We start from the raw sequence: 21,434 nt of genomic DNA on the forward strand, positions 1-21,434 counted from the left end.
TACCCCTTTTCCCGTACCCCTAAACGGGATAAGCCGTACTTAAGCCGGGGTTGAGCCGTACATGATCCGCACTAAAGGCGCATTTTCATAAACATTCCACCGGTCCGTGCAACTGAATGCTTAATAATTATATGTAAGTCAATCGCTTAGGCCTATCCGGGGCTCGATAATCCATTGAGGTACCATCGCGAACCCTTAGTCCGTATCCCTGCCATTTCGGACGGAATACCTCATTTTACGCTGTCATTTCGAACGAAGCGATAGCGGAGTGAGAAATCTGCTATCAAAGCAATCGCCTGCTTCTAAATACTGGCGCAAGCATGCCGTACGGCCTTGGCGGGCAGGGTGCTTGTGCCCCTCCTTAAAATAATTTCGGTCATCCCCTTCCAAAGCACAAATAACATTATTAATTTCATGCATATAATTAACGCTTACCGATGGCCCAACAATGTGGACCCATATTTCTTGAATGCACCTGGGACAACCTCACCTTTTACAAATGGGAGGGCCAGCACCTCGTACGCATGAAAAGCAGGCTCACCCGGGAGAAAGTCCTCACACACCCGGCCTTCCACAAAACCCGCCTTGCTGCCGGCAGACTGGTAACCGCTTCAAAGATCGCCTCCTCCATCTATAGCGATCTGCCTATGAATTGGCGCCAGTTCTGGATGTACCGCGATTTCACCGGCGAAGCGATGATCATGATTGATAACGGCGCCACTGCACAGGAAGCCTACGATTATCTCTGGAAAACCTATGTAGAATATTGGGTGCTATACCAGCAAGCCACCGGCATCAAACTCAAAACAGGCCGTAAGCAACAACCCGTCAGGCCAAAGAAAACTTACAAGACACGTCTAAAGCACCGCACCGAAAATCCCAAGTGCCGTCGCTACCGCAGGCTTATTGGCCGCAATCATTGGAAAAGCAACTACGATAATACTGCTGAACTCATCGAACGGGAACGCAAGCGCATAGCCCGCGAAAAGAAGCTTGCCTGGCTCGAAGAACAACGCCGCAAAGAAAAATGGATGCAGGAGATCATCGCCTCCGGAACCTTGCGCAAGAAGAAGAGAAAGCGCGAACAACAACGCCAATCCATCCAACTAAAACCACCCAACCAACGCGTCGCATAACGTGCTCCAGCCCGCCCGCCATTTAATTCGTGTAATTCGATAAAAATTCGTGTTTACACTCATCAATACCCCTCTCTATACTCACTGATCTGCCCCAGCAACTCCCTCGATTTCATCACAGGCGTCCATTCCCTGCCCCGGAAGATCAGTTGGAACCAGCGCTTGTCCCTGTTTTCGTATTTGATGTTGAAAAAGAACCAAACACCAATCCAGGTGAACACCGCAGTAATGCCGAATGTAATAGCAAGCTGCCACCAATTAGAACCCTCCAACATACCCATACTAAGATAAAAAGTGGTCCACACAGGGAACTGCAAAAAGAGTATACGGGTAATCCACAAAGTAGACGATATCAGGCGGGCAATCCGCTCCTGGGTAGCGAGAATAGGCTCACTCACATCTGTCCCATGCAACAACACCAACTGATATACATATACACCGATGGCCAACTTTGTCAGTAACACCTGGATGCCCATCGATACCAGAAAAAACGGGCTGGCTACATGAAACAGGTTGACCAGCAGCATATCGATAAAGCCCACCCATAAAATGCCCACCACAAGCGTAAACACCTTGATCGGTTTCATAGATGCGAGAAACGACTGCACCTTCAGCTTCGTAATATCTTCTGCATTTTTCGTATTCAGCACCAACGCCTGCCTCAGGCTATCATCATAAAATCTCCACAGTGCGATAATATCTTTGTCTTCCATTTTAATTAAGTTGTTAAGTTCGAGAAAGCTGTTTTAAGTTGTTGTTTGATCCTTGACACTTTGGTTGATACATTGGTCAGGGACAAACCTAATATCTCGGCAATTTCCTGTTGAGCGTTCCCTTCGAGATACAGGAGAATCACGGCCCGGTCTATTTCCTTTAGTTCCCGTATACACTTGTACAACAGTTCTACCTCAGCCTGCGGATGTCCTGCATCAGCTTCATACAGAGTAAGTATTTCTCCCGGCAAAGGATGGTTGATGGTATCCCGGCGGTTTTCTTTCCGGTAAAACGAGATGGAAACGTTCAGGGCTATCCTGTACATCCAGGTAGTGATGCGGTACTTTTCATCATAGTTATTGAATGATAACCATAACTGCACCATGATCTCCTGGATCAGGTCTTTCCTGTTGTCCGCATTTCGGCAATAGGAATTGGCCACTTTGTATATAATTCCCTTGTTTGCTTCGATAACGGCCAGGAAAGCGGGAGCATCTCTTGTCATAGCCATGCTTTAATATTAGTGCTTTTCCTTATTATTCGCACAAGCAGAGGAAATATCACACCCGGCAGCAACTTTTTTTGAGTCCCCACCGGCTCGGCGCTTACCCTAACAAACAACAAAGCCGGCAAGTTGCCGGCTTCGTTATAATCAATGTTTTGAAATGATGTATGATAATACTTAGAAAGTCTTCTTCCCACTACCACCAAAAATCTCACTATCCATAAACGGCTGTTGGTACAATCGTTTGCCAGTTGCTTTGAAGATTGCATTGGCAACAGCGCCACCTGTTGGTGGTAATGCTGGCTCACCAAGGCCCGTAGGATCAAAACCACTGTCTACAAAATGTAGATCAACTTGCGGGATCTCCTTCATACGGATGAGGCGGTAATTGTGGAAGTTACTTTGCTCGGCAGCACCATCTTTAAACGACAGCTTGCCAAATAAAGCATGCCCCATGCCATCGACAATAGCACCCATCACTTGCTGACGAGCACCACCCAGGTTAACGATCTGTCCGCAATCGGCCACCGCATATACTTTCTTGATAACAGGTTTCCCTTTCTCCATTACCGCTTCAGCTACCTGCGCCACATAAGAACGGTGAGAGAAATAAACGCTGAAGCCCTGTATCACCCCAGCCTTTGTACCCCAACCGGAACGCTCTGCTACTTTTTTAGTAACATCGATCATGCGGTTGACATTATAATCAATTCTGCCAACAGGCTTGGCTTTCACTTTTTCTAATAGATCGAGGCGGAATTGCACAGGATCCTTACCCGCAGCATGCGCTACTTCATCAATGAATGATTGCTCGGCGTAAGCGAGGAAGTTGGTGATCGGTGCACGCCAGGCGCCTGTAGTAATAGGCGACTGATGTTCTACCGATTCGATCAGCAGGTTCTCTACAGCTCCCGAAGGGAAATTATGTTCACGCGTAGGGTTGCCTGAATTGATGCCCACACCACGCAATCTGTAACCAATCATATTACCGGAAGCATCCAATGCCGCTTCAAAACGGTAGCGAACCGCCGGACGGTAAGTGCCGCCCGTCATATCATCTTCCCGTGACCAGATCACTTTTACCGGTGCCTTTATGAGTGAAGACACTTCGGCAGCTTCTACTACATAGTCGTTGTACAACCTGCGACCAAAACCACCACCAAGGCGGGTAAGCTCCAGCGTGATCTTGTCTTCAGGAATATTCAGCAACTTGGAAACTGCTGTACGTGCACTGCCAGGGATCTGACAAGGGCCAACCAGTTCAACACTCCCCTCTTTCACGTGCGCAAAGAAGTTCATGGGCTCCAGTGGACTGTGTGAAATGAACGGACACTGGTATTCAGCTTTCACCACTTTAGCCGCCTCTTTAAAAGCCGTTTCCACATCACCATCTTTCCTGCGCAAAGTGGGTTTGCCATTATTCAGCAGATCAACAAATATTTTATCGTGGTCGGCAGTACTTTCAATATTGCCGGATTTCTCATAAGTGATCTTGAGTGCTTTTTTAGCCTTCATCACCTGCCAGGTAGATTTGCCTACAACAGCTACCCCATTCTTCACCTGCACCACATCGATGATACCCGGCATTGCTTTGGCCGCAGTAGCATCAAAAGATTGCACTTTGGTACCAAATGCTGGTGGCCGCTGGATCATGGCATACAACATACCTTCCCGGTAAAAATCGAGCCCATACAAAGGCTTACCAGTAAGGATATCTTTATTGGCCACATTCTTAACAGCCGTACCGATCAGTTTGAAGTCCTTGCGATCCTTGAGCGTTACCGTAGCAGGAACAGGCACCTTGCCGGCATCTTCAGCCAGCTCACCATAGCCCAGCTTTTTGCCGCTGGCCTTATGCAGCACAAATCCTTCTTCGGCAGTACACTCCGAAGCAGGCACACCCCAACGTTGGGCGGCTGCAGCAATGAGCATGAACCGGGCTGTAGCGCCTGCCTTTCTGAGTAAAGGCCAGGAATGAGGCACAGCCCCACTACCGCCAGTCAACTGACGATCGAAACGGCTATCGAGCGGAGCCTGCACCACTTTCACCTGCTTCCAGTCCGCATCCAGCTCTTCTGCCACGATCATGGGAAATGAGGTCATGATGTTCTGCCCCAACTCAGGATTGGGAGAAAATATAGTTACAATTCCATTGGTGCCAACGGAAAGATAATGCCCCATGGCTATTTCAGCTTCAGCCACGGTCGAAGAAAAGACAGTAGCGGTGGAAGCCTCTGCATCGGCCCATTTAAAGCCCAGAACAAGCCCGCCTGCGGTGAAAGCAGACCATTTCAGGAAATCCCTCCTGCTGGTATCATTAGTGGTTTGCATAGATTACTTTTTTTGACTGGCAACTTTTACTGCTTCGTGAATACGGTGATAGGCGCCACAGCGGCATATATTACCGTGCATGGCGCTGGCAATTTGCTCATCGGTTGGATGGGATGTGGTTTTGAGGAAGGCAGCAGCCGTCATCATCTGGCCCGCCTGGCAATAGCCACATTGTGGCACATCCACTTCATCCCAGGCCTGTTGCACCGGGTGATCCCCGTTAGCTGAAAGACCTTCAATAGTAGTTACCGGCTGCCTGACTGCCGATACAGGTAAAATACAGGAACGAACAGCATTACCACCCATGTGTACTGTGCAGGCGCCACATTGTGCCATGCCACAGCCGTATTTGGTACCCACGAGGTGCAGGCTGTCGCGCAGCACCCACAACAAGGGCGTATCGGCATCTACATCCACCTGCTGCTGTTTCCCGTTAACAGTAAGCTTGAAAATGGCCATAAGGATTTCATTTTGAGTGCTCTAAAGTTAGGAAAAAAAGCAAGGCAGGCGATCGTTCATGAAAACCATTCATCCTGATAATTCCGTTGTTTGTCGAATCAAATTCAAGCCCTTAGCTGGTTTTGGCAAAACCGCTCACTAAATAGTTAGCAATACATGGCTGGCCTATCCATGAATTAAAATATAATAGTATATTTATTTTTCATTCTATGACTAACCAATGCTAACAAACGATTACCAATATCGGGAGCTGCTAACCGCTATTAAAGACCGCATACGTTCCAGCCAGGCAAAAGCAGCCCTGGCAGTTAACTCAGCGATCATTCAACTTTACTGGAACATTGGAGAAATGATTGCCAACAACCAGTCTTTGTTTGAAGGAAGGAATAGCTACATTGAACAGTTATCAGCAGACATTAAATCGGCTTTCCCCGATCTTTCAGGGTTTTCAAGAAGGAATCTTTTTGAAATTCGTAGGTTTTATCTTCTTTACAGCCCAATTTCAGTGCAGCAGCTTGCTGCACTGGGTAGCTATGATAATCAACGAATTAGCCAATCAGCAAATCTTTCAGCCTTACTCGACACAATTTCAGTGCAGCAGCTTGCTGCACTGGGCAGCTATGATAATCAACGAATTAGTTCAATACAACAACTCCTTGTTTTAATTCCTTGGGGACATCACCTGTTGATGTTGAATAAAATTAAAGACCCGGAACAGGCATTATTCTACATCCAACAAACCATCGAACACAACTGGAGCAGGGCCATTCTAGCCCTTCAAATTGAACAGAACCTGTTTGCCCGCCAGGGAAAAGCCTTCAACAACTTCAAAAATACCCTCCCGGAACAGCAGGCATTGATGGCTCAACAAATGCTCAAAGACCCCTACAATTTTGGTTTTCTAACGCTGGAGCCACAGGTGCAGGAACTGGAGTTAGAAAAACGGCTAACCGAGCACATTACCAAATTCCTATTGGAGTTAGGGAAAGGGTTCGCCTTTATTGGCCGACAATATCCACTCGAATTGGGTGATAAGGAATACCGTATCGATCTGTTGTTCTATCATATTCGTTTACGGAGTTTTGTGGTCATTGACCTTAAGACAGGAGCCTTCGAACCTGAATTCACAGGTAAAATGAACTTCTACCTGTCAGTAATAGATGATCAACTGAAACAGGAAACCGATCAACCTTCTATTGGTATTATTCTCTGCAAGGGCAAAAAAGGGATAGAAGTTGAATACGCCCTTCGGGGAATCACCAAACCCATCGGGGTTAGCGAATTCAATATTACGCAGGCGTTACCAGCCGAATTAAAAAGCAATATTCCCACAATAGAAGAATTTGAAAATGAGTTAAACAAAGAGTTATCACATTTACCACGCTTCGGCTAAGCAAGCACGACAAATTTTGTTTAATTTGAATATTTGCTGTTACTTGCAACCGTTAGCAACTAACTCCTAATATGAAGCCCTGCTTACGGCCCACACCCCTGCTATGTCCGGTACGGACAGCCATACTCATTGTTGTATTCATTCTTTCATTCGTCAGTACCGGCATTGCACAAGCATTTGCCCCTGCACCGGAGGACGCTGCCTTACTTAAAAAGCTCTTTACCCAATACGAAGACCAGCACAAGGCACACATTACAGCCCTCCCTGCAAAATATAAAGATGACTTCAAAGAAATGTACCAGGAGCGCTGGAAAAATATCAAGTCCAGGTTCGACGACAAAGAGATCTACACATCCACCGCTGCTCAACAATATCTTGACGCACTCGTCAACGAACTCATACAGGCCAATCCCACGCTAAAACAACAGACGTTTCATTGTTACTTCTCCCGTTCCGGCGTTCCCAACGCCAGCTATATTGGAGAAGGTATCATATTATTCAATATGGGCCTGTTTCACCGGCTCGACAATGAAAGCCAGGCAGTCTTTGTAATAGCCCACGAAATTGCTCATTTCCTTTTAAAGCATGGCGACAATGCCATCAACCGGTACGTTACCACCATCAATTCCGATGAAGTACAAGCTGAATTACGGAAGATAAAAGGATCGGAATTCAGGAAGCGGGAGCAACTGGACAAACTGGTAAAAGGCCTCACTTTTACCTCCCGCCGCCATAGCAGGGATCATGAAGGCGAAGCTGATTCAGTGGCCGTCTCGTTAATACGCAATACAAGATTCGATATCACAGGTGCACTTACTACGCTTGCTCTACTCGACACCATCGATACGGATAAGTTCAATACTGCAACGGCCCTCGAAGCTACCTTCAATGCGCCTAAATACCCTTTTCAGAAAAAGTGGATCAAAAAAGAAGAAGGATTATTGGGAGGTCATGCCCTGCTGAAAGATGACGACGAAAAGCTGGAAGATTCGCTGAAAACACACCCCGACTGTCAACAAAGGATCAAACAGCTACAGCCCATTATCAATAGTTACAACCAGGCGCCGCGTCCATCAGACATCATCGACAAGGCAAAATTCGAAACACTGAAAAATGATTTCAGGTACGAGGTCATAGCTTACGCTTATAGCAACAACAATTATACAAGGAGCCTGTATTACACATTGGCCTTGTTACAGCAAAAGCCTGCAGACCCCTACCTGGTAGCGCATACAGGTATACTGTTCAATAGTATGTTTGCAGCGCAAAAGTCCCACACTTTAGGCAAATACATCGATATGCCTGCTCCAGGGTATGCCTCCAGTTACAACCTGGTGCTGCAATTCATACAAAACCTTTACCTGGAAAACCTGGCCTCCATCAGTTACCACTTCCTCAACCGGTACCAGGCACAGCTGAACCAATATGAACCTTTTAAAACAGCCTATAGCAACAGCATACAGATAGCCCAACAATAAAAACAAAACTGAACTCTCCACCCCAAAACAAGAAAAATGATTAAAAAATTCATCGTCGCTGCTGCCTTCCTGTGTTTAGGCACACAAACGATCAATGCCCAAAACAAACTGAGTATTGACAAAGTTTATTCAGCCTACTTAAGAAACAGTGGTGCCATCATGGAAAACAACCAGATCAAAGGTTACTTCTTCCTGTACCAGAGCGATAAGATCGACAGGCAGACCAACGAATACACCTTGCAGATACTGGACCAGAACCTGAATAAAGTAAAAGACATCAAATTCCAGGACAGCAGACAGCTCAACCTGCTCGAAGCAGCCTATAATGGTTCTACACTGGCCTTCCTGTTTAAGAACGCCGATAATAAAACGCTGGATATGAAAATATACAGCCTCGATGGCAAGCTGAAATATACCTACACACGTGAATATGATAAGAGAACTGACGACCTGATGAAACAATACGAGACCATGCACACTGACGAAGGTACCAACCAGAATGTGTTTGATCTTGGAGAAAGAGGCTACGCCTCTGTTCTGCCATTACGCGATGGTAAACAACGTACATATGAAGTAGATTTCTTTTCGTCAGAATCTAAAAAGCAATGGACGTATGTGCCCACCGATGATGAAGAAAAATTTGCACAAGCTGAATTCCTCGGAAGTACTGACAGCCTCATTATATTGGAAGTAGTAAAAAGAAGGCGGGCATTGAGCGGTAAAATGGCCGCCAGCCTGATCGGGTTAAACTATGTAACTAAAAAGAAGGAATTTGAGATAGATGCAGAAGGCACCGATTACAAATTCGTTCCTTCCAGCGTAGTGTCGTTGAAAGAGAGTGGCAAAATGCTCGTTATGGGCAGCTACTTTGATCTCAATGCCAATATTGCCAAAGATGCCAGCCTCGGCCTTGGCTTGTATGAGATCGACAGCAAAGGAAAAATATTGACTAAAACCTATAATAGCTGGGGCGGCGACTTTGCCAAATACCTGCCCACCAACGCCAAAGGCAAGATAGACGATGTGGGCTTCCTGTATATTCATAAGCTGATGAAAACACCCGATGGCAAATTGTTTGTAGTGGGCGAAGGATACAAGCGGAAAGCAAGTGCCGTAGGTATTGGCCTTGCAGTATTGAGTGGTGGCCGAAGCACTGGTTCAGCAGGTGTAACCAAGATCGTGATCACCGACATGGTCATGATGGAATTCAACAACAAGTATAAGGTGACGAACGCCACTATATATGACAAAAACCAGAACGACGCTACCCTATCCGCCATCAGCGATTACAACAGCCAGCATGCCATCGCCATTATGCTGAAAATGGTGGGCGCATTTGATTACGAATTTACAACCGGCGAGCCCGACAACAGCACCTTCACGGTTTGCTACGGCGATTGGGTAAGAAGCTCCGATTACAAAGGACAAACCTTCAATTCCATTCGCTACAACGGCAGCAAGTTTACTACCGACAAAATAGAATTGAAATCAAAAGCCAGCAGCATGCGGGTGTTTCCAGCTAAAGCAGGATCGGTAATGATCCTGGAGTATTTCAAAAAAGATAAACGCCTCGATCTGCGACTGGAGAAACTGGGATAATAACAGTATAACCTACTATACACATCGTCCGCAGCATTAAAAACTGCGGACGTCTTTTTTAATGTATGTATTTTCCACACTTATCATTACACCCAAATTATATATGAAAAAAGATACTTAGATTACAGGTCTAATATACGACCCGTCATTTATGGAGACTGTTAACATTAAGAAACTTGCGCAATTATTGAATTTGTCCATTGCTACCGTGTCGAAAGCACTGCGCGATAGTTATGATATCAGCAAAGAGACGAAAGAAAAGGTAGTTGCACTGGCCAATGAACTGAATTACCAGCCCAACCCGCATGCCAGCAGTCTCCGGAAACACAAAAGCAAGACCATTGCAGTGATCATACCGGAAATAGCCAACAACTATTTCACCCTTGCCATTAATGGCATAGAAACCGTTGCCCAGGAAAAAGGATACCATGTACTCATCTACATTACCCATGAAGATTATAAAAAAGAAATATCACTGGCCAAAGAATTGAACAATGGCCGGGTGGATGGATTGCTGATCTCCGTTTCCAGCACCACCTCCGATTACGCACACTTACACCACCTGCAGGACAAAGGATTGCCCATCGTGTTCTTTGACCGCGTATGCGATGAGTTTGAAACCGCCAAAGTAACGACTGACGATTACGAAAGCAGCTACCTGGCTACCCGCCACCTGGTGGAGCAAGGCTGTAAGAAGATTGCCCACCTGTCGATCTCCGGCAGTTTGTCCATTGGCAATAAGCGCATGAAAGGCTATCAACAGGCAGTGGCCGATTTTCATCTGCCAGCCAGCGAATCCCTGATCGTGGAATGCATGAACGACGATGAAAAAGACAGGGAGTTGATTAAAGAAATGTTCCTGAAAGAAAAGCCAGACGGCGTTTTTGCCGCCGTAGAGCGCTACGCAATGGCCAGCTATGATGTGTGCCGACAGCTTGACCTCCACATTCCCAACGATGTAAAAGTGATCAGCTTTTCCAACCTGCCCATAGCCGCCTTTTTAAACCCATCACTCAGCACTATAACCCAACCCGCTTTCGACATCGGCAAAGAAGCAGCTACCAGACTGCTGAACACCCTTGAAAAAAAGAATGCCCCCTTAACGAATGAGAGCATCATCTTCCGCTCATCACTCATTCAGAGGACATCTACAGCAAAATAATTTTTTATAAATACCACTTCTTATACCTGCCCAACGCTTCAATAAAGTAATAATCTGCATACGTCAGCGGCACATCCACTTCCGAATTATGTGGTAGTGAGCCTACATTGTGCAGCAACAGGAAACCACCATTGGAACCCAGCGGAGCACGATAAGCAGGAGATGCCAGCGACTCCAATATCTGTCCGGCAGTAGCCACATATTCATCCTTCACTTTACCCTTGGAATATTGCGCCAGTTCCAGCAACGCAGAAGCCATGATCGATCCCGCAGAAGCATCACGTTTGGCATTGGGAATGTCAGGCGCGTTGAAATCCCAGTAAGGGATCTTGTCGGCTGGCAGGTTGGGATGCTTCAGCAGGAAACTGGCGATCTTATGAGCCAGGTCCAGGTAAGCAGGATCTTTGGTAAACCGGTACATCACCGTATAGCCATACAAGCCCCACACCTGACCACGCGCCCAGGCCGATTCATCGGCATACCCCTGGTGCGTTTTCTTCCTCGAAACACCGCCAGATGAAAGATTATAGTCCAGCACATGCCAGGAACTGTAATCGGGACGGTAATGGTTCTTCAAAGTGGTATTGGAATGCGTCACAGCGATCTCGTGATACTTCTTATCACCGCCTTGTTGCGTCACCCACTCCAGCAGCTCCAGGTTCATCATGTTGTCGATGATTACCGGACAGTTGAAATTCTTACTCGAATCCCAGGACTGGATCGCTTTGATGGAGGGACGGTACCGGGTAGACAGCGAATGAGCTGCAGTAAAGATCACATCCTTGTAAGCAGGGTTTTTCGTAATATCATAAGCAGTTCCAAAACTGCAATACATCATAAATCCAAGATCATGATTGCCAGTATATGTCTTTTCTTTTTCCAGAATACCCAGCCTTTTTTCGGCCTCAGCTTTAATAGCGGCATCTTTCGTACCGGCATAAATAAGCCAAAGCGTGCCGGGATAAAACCCGCTGCACCACCACTTGGTATTGCTGGTCACCAGCGTATCACCCTGAAAAGTGCGCGGCATCACAGTAGCCGGCGTCTTCTGCGCCAACACCTTATACTGCTGCGCAGCAAACTGCATATTCTCATCGATCAATTGCTGCATCGCTTTCTTAGAAGGCTGCGCAAACATTCCCTGACAAAAAACAGCGCCAATAAAAAACAGAACAATCCTTTTCATATTAATAACAAGTATTTTGATTATTGTATTACCCTATCAACTTTTCAACCTGTTAACCAGTCAACCCTCACGTAGACATCCTCCGGATCAATTCCACCGGCGTTATGATCGGTGGGGCATCGATCGCCACAGACTGCATATCGTTCTTTAAGACCCTCAGCAATTCGGCAACAATGACCTGACCGATACGCCCCGGAAACTGTTCTACAGTAGTGATAGAAGGCGTCACGATAGAAGAGCGCGGATCATTGGAATAACCTACGATACGTAATTCCTGCGGCACAGCGATACCGATCTCTTTGGCAAAAGCCAGCGCCGTCAGCGCAGTAAGATCGTTGGCGGCCAGGATAGCATCAGGATAAGGCTTGCGGGCAAACAAGCGGTGCAGACTTTTGCGAGCGTTGTCCACCGTAAGCTCATGATAAAACACCAGGTCCTTCTGGATCGGCATATCATGCTGCCGCATAGCACGCTCAAAACCGGCATATCGATCAATATAAATATTACAACCGATCGGGCCGGAGATATAAGCGATCCGTTTACTACCCAGTTCGATCAGGTGCGAGGTAGCCAGGTAAGCCCCACGGAAATCATCCCCCTTGATCACACACGCGGGGTACGGTTTTACCGGAACACGATCATAAAAAAGAACAGGAATATTATTTTGCGTCAGCACATCGAAGTGGCTGAAGTCGGAAGTAAACAAGGTACAAGCCACAATCACCGCATCCACACGCGAAGCATACATCGTTTGCGCAAGGTCCTTCTCTATTTCAAGCGAATCATTCGACTGGCAGATGATCAGGTTATAACCATGCGTATGCAACCCGTTCTGAATAGTAGTGATTACCTCCGTATGCAGGAACATCGAAATACGTGGCACGATCAAGCCGATCGTATTCGTCTTATTGGTCCGCAACCCCGATGCCATCACATTACGCTTGTACCCCACCTGCTCAACCATGGTCATCACCTTGGTGCGGGTGGCTTCATGTACATGCGGATGATTATTCAATACACGGGAAATAGTGGCGGGCGACAACTGTAAAGCAGCTGCAAGGTCCTGAATGGAGTTTTTTTTGTTGAGTTTTTTCTTCATAATGGCGGGCTCTACACACAAGGACACGATGCAGCATCATTAGTTGCAAAAAGGCTGAAATCGTTTCCAGTATGCTTATAATGGATAAGGTAGTTGGAGACGTTGAGTTGACGGAGGAACCAGTGGAACATGGTCCACACAAGGAGGGCTCGTTGACATAGGCAATCGTTTTGGTCTGAAATATTAGGCCATCCAAACTTGATGAAAAAAGCTGGAATCGTTTTCAGGAACAATCAATTTATTTACTGAAACGTTTTCGTAAAAATAAAGTCCTGCACCACAGGATTGGTGTGACAGAGAATGTCTAATTTCCTTGATTATAACGCGAAACCGATTGCTATGTCACTAAAACGCCTGCTGTCCGGCTTGCCGGCACTGCTCCTGTTAACTACACTTACAGCCACTGCACAAACTGATCATGTTGGCGCCTTCAACAAGCTACCGGCACACCCACGCATACTACTGCACAAAGGCGAAGAGCAGAACATACAAAACACCATCAAAGCCGATAAGATATGGAGCGGCATGCACCAGGCTATCCTGACCGAGTCGGATGATCTGCTGCAAAAGCCCGTACTGGAACGCATACAAATTGGCCGTCGCCTGCTGGACAAATCACGCGAAGCCATCCGCCGCATCTTCTTCCTCTCCTATGCTTACCGGCTTTCACAACAACCACAATACTACCAGCGGGCAGAAAAAGAAATGCTGGCCATTGCCGCCTTTAGCGATTGGAATCCCTCCCACTTCCTCGATGTGGCCGAAATGACGATGGCCATGGCCATTGGGTACGATTGGCTATATGATCAACTGTCGCCAACCTCCCGCACTACCATCAAAGCAGCTATACTGAAGAAAGGCCTCGAACCTTCACTCGATGCCAAAAACAACAGCTGGCTCAAAGCAGAACACAACTGGAACCAGGTGTGCAACGCCGGCATGGCGTACGGAGCAATGGCCATTTATGAAGATGAGCCGGCACTGGCCAAACAACTCATAAACCGCGCTATCGAAACCATCGTACTGCCCATGGCCGATTATGCACCCGATGGAGCCTATCCCGAAGGGTACGGCTATTGGGGATATGGGACAAGCTTCAATGTTATGTTCAACAGCGCCATAGAAAAATTATTCGGAAAGGACTTTGGCCTCAATGAAAAACCTGGCTTCCTGAAGACGGCCGGTTATCTGGAAAACATGACCGGCCCTTCAGGCAAACCCTTCAACTATTCCGATGCAGGAGGCAGCGGAGGCTTGCAGCCAGCCATGTTCTGGTTTGCCAATAAACAGAAAAACCCCTCCCTGCTTTGGGTAGAAAGAAGCCGTCTGCTCACCACCGATCCTAAAACACAGGTCGGCAACCGATTGCTGCCAGCGATTATGCTATGGGGCGCAGGCACCAGCATCGACAAAATACAAGCCCCTACATCCACCATGTGGGTAGGCAAAGGCAAGAACCCCGTAGCATTGATGCGTACCTCCTGGACCGATCCCAACGCTATCTTCGTAGGTATGAAAGGAGGCTCCGTATCAGTAAACCATGCACACATGGATATAGGCTCCTTTGTAATGGAAGCCGACGGCGTACGCTGGGCCATGGACTTTGGCATGCAGGATTATGAATCACTCGAATCCAAAGGCATCAAATTATTTGGGAGGACACAGGACGCAGAGCGCTGGACAGTATTCCGCCTCACCAACCTGGTCCACAATACCCTTGCCATCAACAACCAGCACCAGCGCGTCGACGGCTACGCACCGATCACCAGCATTTCTACAGCCCCTGCTTTCCAGCAAGCTACAACCGACATGACAGCGGTATATAAAGGCGCGCTCACAAAAGCCAACCGTGGCATTGCCATCGTCAACAAAGCTTACGTACTGGTACAGGATGAAGTGGAAACACTGGATCAGCCCACTACCCTGCGCTGGACACTCCTCACGCCCGCCAGCGTAACAATCACCGGCAACAACCGCGCAGAGCTGACCAAAGACGGAAAGAAACTGATACTGGAAGTAGCAGCACCGGCAAACGTAACCATGAAAACATGGTCCACCGATCCGCCCCATGACTATGATGCACCCAACCCCGGCACCACACTTACCGGTTTCGAAGTAACCCTGCCGGCCAATACCAAAACCACCATCCGTGTAGCACTTAAACCAGCCAAAGCTGCCGGAGAAACTGTATCCGTAACACCCCTTGATAAATGGAAAAAAGATTGATCACGCGCAGCTCTGCGAGGCTTGTAGCCTCGAAGCCCTATTCCATTGCTTTTAGCAATAAAGTGAAAGCAGCTTTCGAATCCTGGCGCAAGTATGCGGCCATAGCCCTGTGCGTTGGCGTACTTGTGCCTTTTAGTACCTTCTCACAGCTCCCCCGTGCCAACGGCTACAAAGGCATCTGGTTCACCCTCGGCCAGTTTACCCAATACGGCGATAAATATTCCGGCGGGTTGGGCACCTACACCTCCAGCCATGTGCCCATCGCCATCTATGCAAAGGCCGTCAACAAAACCTTCTTTGTATACGGCGGCACCACCGCTGAAAATGAACGCCACCTGCTCATCATGCTGTCTTACTACGACCACAAGAACAAGACAGTTCCACAACCAGTTATTGTATACGACAAGCAAGGCGTGGACGATCCGCATGACAATGCCTCTCTCTCCATAGATGAAAAAGGCTACCTGTGGGTATTCGTCAGCGGACGCAACACCACCCGCCTGGGCATCATCTTCAAAAGCAAAGCCCCTTACGACATCACCAGCTTTGAAAAGGTCCAGGAAGCCGAGATCACCTATCCACAACCCTGGTACATGCCAGGCAAAGGATTTATACACCTCTTTACGAAGTACACCAAAGGCCGCGAACTATACTGGAGCAAAAGCCCCGATGGTAAACAATGGCAGCCCGAACAAAAACTCGCCGGCATGGGCGGTCATTACCAGGTAAGCAACGTGTGGAAGAATAAGCTGGTGAGTATATTCAACTACCATCCCGGCGGCAATGTAGACAAGCGTACCAATTGCTATCTTGTACAAACAACCGATATGGGCAAAACGTGGACAACGATCGACAACCAGCCCATCACCACACCATTGACCGATAAACACAATCCCGCACTCATAAAAGATTATGAAGCAGAAGGAAAACTGGTATACGTAAACGACCTCAACTTTGATGCAGCAGGCAATCCGGTAGTGCTGGCAGTTGTGAGCAAAGGATATGCACCCGGGCCAGATGGCAATCCGCGCGATTGGGTCATCATGCGCCGGAAGAATGATCAATGGGATTTCGTGAAAGTATGTAGCTCCACCCACAACTATGACATGGGGTCATTGTACATTGAAGGAGATCACTGGCAGATCATCGGCCCCACAGAAACCGGTCCGCAACAATGGGGCACCGGTGGAGAAATGGCCCTATGGGAAAGCAAAGACGGAGGTGCCACCTGGAATAAAACACGCCAGCTCACGCAGCAAAGTCCCCGCAACCACTCCTATGCACGCCGGCCATTAAACGCTCATCCTGACTTCTATGCCTTGTGGGCCGATGGAGATGCTGATAAACTATCACGTTCCGTATTATTTTTTGCCGATAAACAAGGACAGGTATTCATGTTGCCCTACAACATGCAAACGGCCACCGCCAAACCTGTACCTCTAAAATAAACGCTATGAGAAAAAATATCCTGCTACTGCTGATCATGCTGCCATGCCTGCACCTCGCCGCACAGCAAAACCTGTTGAGCGGAAAATATCCCGCAGCACAACTCACAAAAGTATTGATACCGCAGGCACAATGGACACCTTTTCCCCGTACCAGCGACCGCGCCGGCTGGGCAAAAGCCGATAAAGACATGATGGAAGCCATCCTTAAAAAAGCAGAAGGATACATCAGCTACAACTGGCCATCCATACCCGCCACCAAATCATTGTTGATCGAGCGCACGGGCGACCGCAACGAATACCAAAACGTCAGCTTTGAAAAACGAAATGTATTAGGCCTCCTCTTGCTGGCAGAAGTATATGAGAATAAAGGCCGCTTCATCGATCCCATCATCAACGGTGTATGGAATATCTGTGAAGAATCCTGGTGGGGTGTACCGGCCCACTTGCCACAACGCAAAGAATACTCCGGGCTTATGGATGTATCAGCGCCATTCGTTGATCTTTTCAGCGCAGAGACAGGCACCTTCCTTGCCTGGGTAGATTATTTCCTCGGCGATAAACTCGATGCCGTTTCACCGCAGATCAGAAAACGCATCTACTATGAAACCAACTACCGCATCTTCGAACCACTCATGACCAAGCCCCATGGCTGGATGACGAAGAACGCCAATGGCCGTCCACCCAACAACTGGAATCCGTGGATATGTTCCAACTGGCTCAATACCGTGCTGCTGTTGGAAAAAGATGACACGAAACGAGCCAACGCGGTGGCCAAAATATTATGGACATTGGATGAGTTCACCAACCCGTATCCACAAGACGGTGGATGCGATGAAGGCCCCGGTTATTGGGGCGCTGCCGCTGCATCCTTGTACGACAATATCGCCATGCTCAACCTCGCTTCCAACAACGCCTTCCAATACGTATACCAGGATGAGAAGATCAGGAACATGGCCCGCTTCATCTACCGCGCACAGATCAGTCCCAAATACTTTGTGAACTTTGCCGATGCCTCACCTACGCCTGGCATGGCCGCCGATATGATCTATCGCTTTGGCAAAGACATACAGGACAACAACATGATGCAGTTCGGTGCGTACTACCGCAAACCGGAAACCACCGCAGTCAGTGGCTTTCATTATTTCCGGCACCTGTTTGCACTCTTTATGCAGGAAGAGTACCGCAAAGCGCCACAAGCACTGCCCTTGCCTGCCAACGTATGGCTCCCCGACATACAAGTGATGATCGCCAGAGACAAAGAAGGAAGCACAGACGGACTGTTTGTTGCCGCCAAAGGAGGACACAACGACGAAAGCCACAACCACAATGATATTGGCAACTATGTTGTCTATTACAACGGCCAGCCCTTATTAATCGATGTAGGCAGCGGCACCTACACCCGCAAAACATTCAGCAGCAGACGCTATGACATATGGTACAACTGCTCCGATTACCACAATGTACCCACCATCAACGGCGTCAACCAATCGCCCGGCGCACAGTTCAAAGCCTCCAACGTATCTTATAAACAGGATAAAGCGTTCGCCGAACCGTCGCTCGACATCAGCAAATCATATCCCGCCAATGCTGGTATCAACACCTGGCAGCGCACCATACGACTCAACCGTGGCAAGAACGTAGAAGTGAAAGATGCCATCTCCCTTACACGCGCCGACAGCATCACCCAAAACCTCATGACCTGCTATCCAGCCACATTAGTAAAGCCTGGAGAATTAGTGATACATTACAAACCCAAAGACGGCGAAGAAAAAGATTTTGTGATCAAATACAACCCCGGCCAGATGGGCGCAACCATCGAAAAAGTATCCATGACCGAGATGGAAGACAAAGGCGTGAAAGACCGCTGGGGCGACAACATCTATCGGATAAAATTCACTGTCAATAAACCAAAGACAAACGATAAGATCAATTTTGTCATCGCACCAAAATAACAGGAATCACCATCGTAGCCTCACTATATATAGTCAGGCCGCTCAAAGCGGCCAGACTGATCCGTACGCACTGCAAAGCTTATAGCATAAAACAAAAAGTATGACCAACAAACGCATCTCTATATTTATCATTTCATTCCTACTCTTGGCCTCTGTTACCACCCTCGCCCAGGATCCAACCCTGCGTATCATTAAACAACGCGTAGTAAGCGACCTCATGGCGCCAGGCATCAACCAAACAGCCATCGGCAATTTGGTAAAAACCATCCGTACCGACGGCACCTGGCCGGGCATCGATTACAAAGACGTTTCACGCACGGGCTTCCAGCACAAAGACCACCTCGAAAACATGCTGACACTGGCACGTGCTTATAAGAAAACAGGTACACCTTATTACCAAAACGAAGACGTGAAAAAGACCTTCTCGGCAGCGCTGGACTTCTGGCTGGCCAATGATTTTCGCTGCGACAACTGGTGGTGGAATGAAATGGGTACGCCCAATCTCATGATCAATACCTTGCTGGTGATGGACAGCAGCCTCACCGAAAACCAACGCCACGAAGGATGGCTCATAGCCCATCGCGCCAATATGGAAACCTTTGGCGCCCGCCCCGGAGGCGACCTCATGCCCATTGCCGGTATGTTTGCCAAGCAGGGACTCTTCCTTATGAACGATGATACACTAAGCAAAGCCCTCAAAGCCATGCAGGCAGATATCAAGATCAGCACAGGGCGTGGGCTGAAACCAGATATGAGCTTTCACCACCGCACAGACAATGTGATCTCTACACTCACCTATGGCAGCAACTACGCCAGTTCTTTTGCCTACTGGGCAGCCAAGACAGCCGGCACAAAATTCTCATACTCCGATCAGTTGCTACAACTCGTAGTCAACTACTTTCTCGACGGCATCTGCCAGTCATTAGTATATCGCACCTCGCCGGATCCCGGCGCCATGAACCGCGACATCAGCCGCAGGAACGCATTGGAGCAGGAAGACAACAGCCTGCCACAAAACCTGCTGACCGCAACAACCTGGCGCGCAAAAGAGTTACAGGAAGTCCTCGATGTACGCAACGGTAAAACAAAACCAAATTTCACCCGCGACCGCTATTTCTGGTATTCCCACTACTACACCCACCAGCGCCCCAACTACTTTGCTTCCGTACGCATGCACTCGGCCCGGGCCAACAACATGGAAGAGCCTCACAACGAAGAAGGCATCAGGAATCATTTCTATGGCGATGGCTCCTTGTTTATTAGCCGCACAGCACATGAGTTCAACAACATCTTTCCCGTATGGGATTGGCGCAAAATACCCGGCGCCACCATCATGCAAAAGCCGGAGATACCCCACTGGCGGCAGTTGGCGAAAAAAGGATTGACAGATTTTTCAGGAGGTGTAAGCGATGGTACATACGGCGTGGCAGCTTTTGATTTTGCCAGCGTACACGATCCATTAAAGGCCCACAAGTCATGGTTCTTCTTCGACAAAGAGATCGTATGCCTTGGTACAGCCATTACCGCCGACACTGCTATGTCGGTGGCTAGCACTTTAAACCAGTGCTTACTCAATGGACAAGTTGTAGTAAGCAGCCAAAACAAAAACACGACACTGCAAACTGGCAAACATAGTTTGCAAAACATATCATGGGTACTCCATGATAGCGTGGCCTATATCTTCCCAAAGGCAACCAACGTTCAGCTCAACAATACAGAAGCAGTCGGCAGTTGGCGGCAGATCAACCATCAGGCATGGGCCACCGATGAACCGGTGAAGAGAAATGTATTTACCCTTTGGCTCGATCATGGTGTACAACCCCAAAACGCAGGCTATGCCTGGATCGTAGTGCCCAATATGAGCGCAGCCTCCACAGCGATCTATAACAAACAGCTTCCTGTAAAAATAATAGCCAACACCGCCGACCTGCAGGCAGTACAGCACACAGCCCTCGAAAGAACAGGCATCGTCTTTTACAAAGCAGGCAGCATTAAAATAAATGACAAACTAACCCTTGCCACTAATCAGCCATGCATCATAATGATCAAAGCTAAGGGAGCTATTGTATTAGCGATAGCAGTTACAGACCCAACACAAAAATTAAGTAACCTGCAATTGAAAGTAAATGAACGTACAATAGAAGTAGAATTGCCCAAAGGAGCAGAAGCCGGTAGCATAGTTAAAGTAACTCCTTAATAAACCACTTGGGTGATTCCGTATACCCCTGCCCCTTGTAAAACTCATGCGCCCGGTCACGCCGGTCGGCACAATGCAGTTGAATACGGCCACAACCACGTCGTTTGGCGATCTCGACGCACCGCTCCTCCAGCAGCTTACCAATACCCTGTCCCCTGCTCCGGGTACTCACCACCAGGTAGCGCAGGATGGCAGTATCCGAAGGCAAGCCAAGTTCAGGAATGATATGGAATGAAGCCACACCCGCCAAACCACCACTTACCTCATATACCAGTAGGTAGTGATCAGGATGATTCATGATATGCCCAATGCGGCCGGGAAGATACTCGCGGGAATTATCATAACCGCCAAGCTCATCAAGCAGATTACAGATAGGTTCAGCATCACGCAATGTGGCAGTTCTGATCGACATAGTATTCAATTGGCCGGCAAGTTACGTTTTAAATTATAAATCACTACAACTACCCAACCTCCATTCGTTCTGTGGCGTACGCATTTAACCCGCTTCCATACCCGACAATTTTCACAAAATATAATGGATTGACACAA

At 47.9% G+C, this 21,434-nt stretch carries 16 protein-coding genes; 9 read left to right on the forward strand and 7 right to left on the reverse strand.

The window, feature by feature from the left end; translation table 11 throughout:
* Positions 1–437: 437 nt before the first annotated feature.
* Positions 438–1,136 (forward strand): hypothetical protein, encoded by a 699-nt coding sequence (locus AC5JBY_RS29380; protein ID WP_495908264.1) that lies wholly within the window; start codon positions 438–440, stop codon positions 1,134–1,136.
* 62 nt (positions 1,137–1,198) lie between these two features.
* Here AC5JBY_RS29380 and AC5JBY_RS29385 read toward each other — a convergent pair whose 3' ends face one another.
* The 4 genes from AC5JBY_RS29385 to AC5JBY_RS29400 all read right to left on the reverse strand — a co-directional run bounded on the left by AC5JBY_RS29385 (position 1,199) and on the right by AC5JBY_RS29400 (position 5,145).
* A complete protein-coding gene (locus tag AC5JBY_RS29385) occupies positions 1,199–1,849 on the reverse strand; it encodes a hypothetical protein (RefSeq protein ID WP_495908265.1) in 651 nt (216 codons plus the stop codon).
* A 5-nt stretch (positions 1,850–1,854) separates the two neighbouring features.
* The gene (locus AC5JBY_RS29390) at positions 1,855–2,361 is read right to left on the reverse strand and encodes an RNA polymerase sigma factor (RefSeq protein WP_495908266.1); all 507 of its coding nucleotides are present in this window, start codon (positions 2,359–2,361) and stop codon (positions 1,855–1,857) included.
* 171 nt (positions 2,362–2,532) lie between these two features.
* Positions 2,533–4,686, reverse strand: a complete 2,154-nt coding sequence (locus AC5JBY_RS29395; protein ID WP_495908267.1) for a xanthine dehydrogenase family protein molybdopterin-binding subunit — start codon at positions 4,684–4,686, stop codon at positions 2,533–2,535.
* Positions 4,687–4,689: 3 nt separating this feature from the next.
* On the reverse strand, positions 4,690–5,145 hold the full coding sequence (locus AC5JBY_RS29400) for a (2Fe-2S)-binding protein (RefSeq protein ID WP_495908268.1): 456 nt from the start codon (positions 5,143–5,145) through the stop codon (positions 4,690–4,692).
* Between the two features lie 220 nt (positions 5,146–5,365).
* Between AC5JBY_RS29400 and AC5JBY_RS29405 the strand changes: the two genes are divergently transcribed.
* From AC5JBY_RS29405 to AC5JBY_RS29420, 4 genes are all read left to right on the forward strand, one after another.
* Positions 5,366–6,538: a PDDEXK nuclease domain-containing protein gene (locus AC5JBY_RS29405; protein WP_495908269.1), complete on the forward strand. Its 1,173-nt coding sequence runs from the start codon at positions 5,366–5,368 to the stop codon at positions 6,536–6,538.
* Positions 6,539–6,609: 71 nt separating this feature from the next.
* Positions 6,610–8,016: a M48 family metalloprotease gene (locus AC5JBY_RS29410; RefSeq protein WP_495908270.1), complete on the forward strand. Its 1,407-nt coding sequence runs from the start codon at positions 6,610–6,612 to the stop codon at positions 8,014–8,016.
* A gap of 36 nt (positions 8,017–8,052) precedes the next feature.
* Positions 8,053–9,615: a DUF6770 family protein gene (locus AC5JBY_RS29415; protein WP_495908271.1), complete on the forward strand. Its 1,563-nt coding sequence runs from the start codon at positions 8,053–8,055 to the stop codon at positions 9,613–9,615.
* A gap of 151 nt (positions 9,616–9,766) precedes the next feature.
* On the forward strand, positions 9,767–10,777 hold the full coding sequence (locus AC5JBY_RS29420) for a LacI family DNA-binding transcriptional regulator (protein ID WP_495908272.1): 1,011 nt from the start codon (positions 9,767–9,769) through the stop codon (positions 10,775–10,777).
* A 4-nt stretch (positions 10,778–10,781) separates the two neighbouring features.
* On the opposite strand, the gene AC5JBY_RS29425 is transcribed toward AC5JBY_RS29420, so the two are convergent.
* Together AC5JBY_RS29425 and AC5JBY_RS29430 are read right to left on the reverse strand one after the other, a co-directional pair.
* The gene (locus AC5JBY_RS29425) at positions 10,782–11,963 is read right to left on the reverse strand and encodes a glucuronyl hydrolase (protein ID WP_495908273.1); all 1,182 of its coding nucleotides are present in this window, start codon (positions 11,961–11,963) and stop codon (positions 10,782–10,784) included.
* A gap of 67 nt (positions 11,964–12,030) precedes the next feature.
* Positions 12,031–13,062 carry a LacI family DNA-binding transcriptional regulator gene (locus AC5JBY_RS29430; protein WP_495908274.1) on the reverse strand — a complete coding sequence of 344 codons (1,032 nt, stop codon included), beginning with the start codon at positions 13,060–13,062 and terminating at the stop codon, positions 12,031–12,033.
* Between the two features lie 339 nt (positions 13,063–13,401).
* Here AC5JBY_RS29430 and AC5JBY_RS29435 point away from each other — a divergent pair, with 339 nt between their 5' ends.
* From AC5JBY_RS29435 to AC5JBY_RS29450, 4 genes are all read left to right on the forward strand, one after another.
* Positions 13,402–15,288, forward strand: coding sequence for a heparinase II/III domain-containing protein (locus tag AC5JBY_RS29435; RefSeq protein ID WP_495908275.1), 1,887 nt, complete (start codon positions 13,402–13,404; stop codon positions 15,286–15,288).
* The gene (locus tag AC5JBY_RS29440; RefSeq protein WP_495908276.1) at positions 15,273–16,736 is read left to right on the forward strand and encodes a BNR-4 repeat-containing protein; all 1,464 of its coding nucleotides are present in this window, start codon (positions 15,273–15,275) and stop codon (positions 16,734–16,736) included. Before AC5JBY_RS29435 ends, AC5JBY_RS29440 begins: the two co-directional genes overlap by 16 nt.
* Positions 16,737–16,741: 5 nt before the next feature.
* Entirely contained in the window at positions 16,742–18,688 is a 1,947-nt protein-coding gene (locus AC5JBY_RS29445; protein ID WP_495908277.1) for a heparinase II/III domain-containing protein, read from the forward strand.
* 100 nt (positions 18,689–18,788) lie between these two features.
* On the forward strand, positions 18,789–20,885 hold the full coding sequence (locus AC5JBY_RS29450; RefSeq protein ID WP_495908278.1) for a polysaccharide lyase family 8 super-sandwich domain-containing protein: 2,097 nt from the start codon (positions 18,789–18,791) through the stop codon (positions 20,883–20,885).
* Here AC5JBY_RS29450 and AC5JBY_RS29455 read toward each other — a convergent pair.
* Positions 20,869–21,297 carry a GNAT family N-acetyltransferase gene (locus AC5JBY_RS29455; RefSeq protein ID WP_495908279.1) on the reverse strand — a complete coding sequence of 143 codons (429 nt, stop codon included), beginning with the start codon at positions 21,295–21,297 and terminating at the stop codon, positions 20,869–20,871. The genes AC5JBY_RS29450 and AC5JBY_RS29455 overlap by 17 nt on opposite strands.
* Positions 21,298–21,434: the final 137 nt, after the last annotated feature.

Source organism: Paraflavitalea sp. (assembly GCF_059502485.1).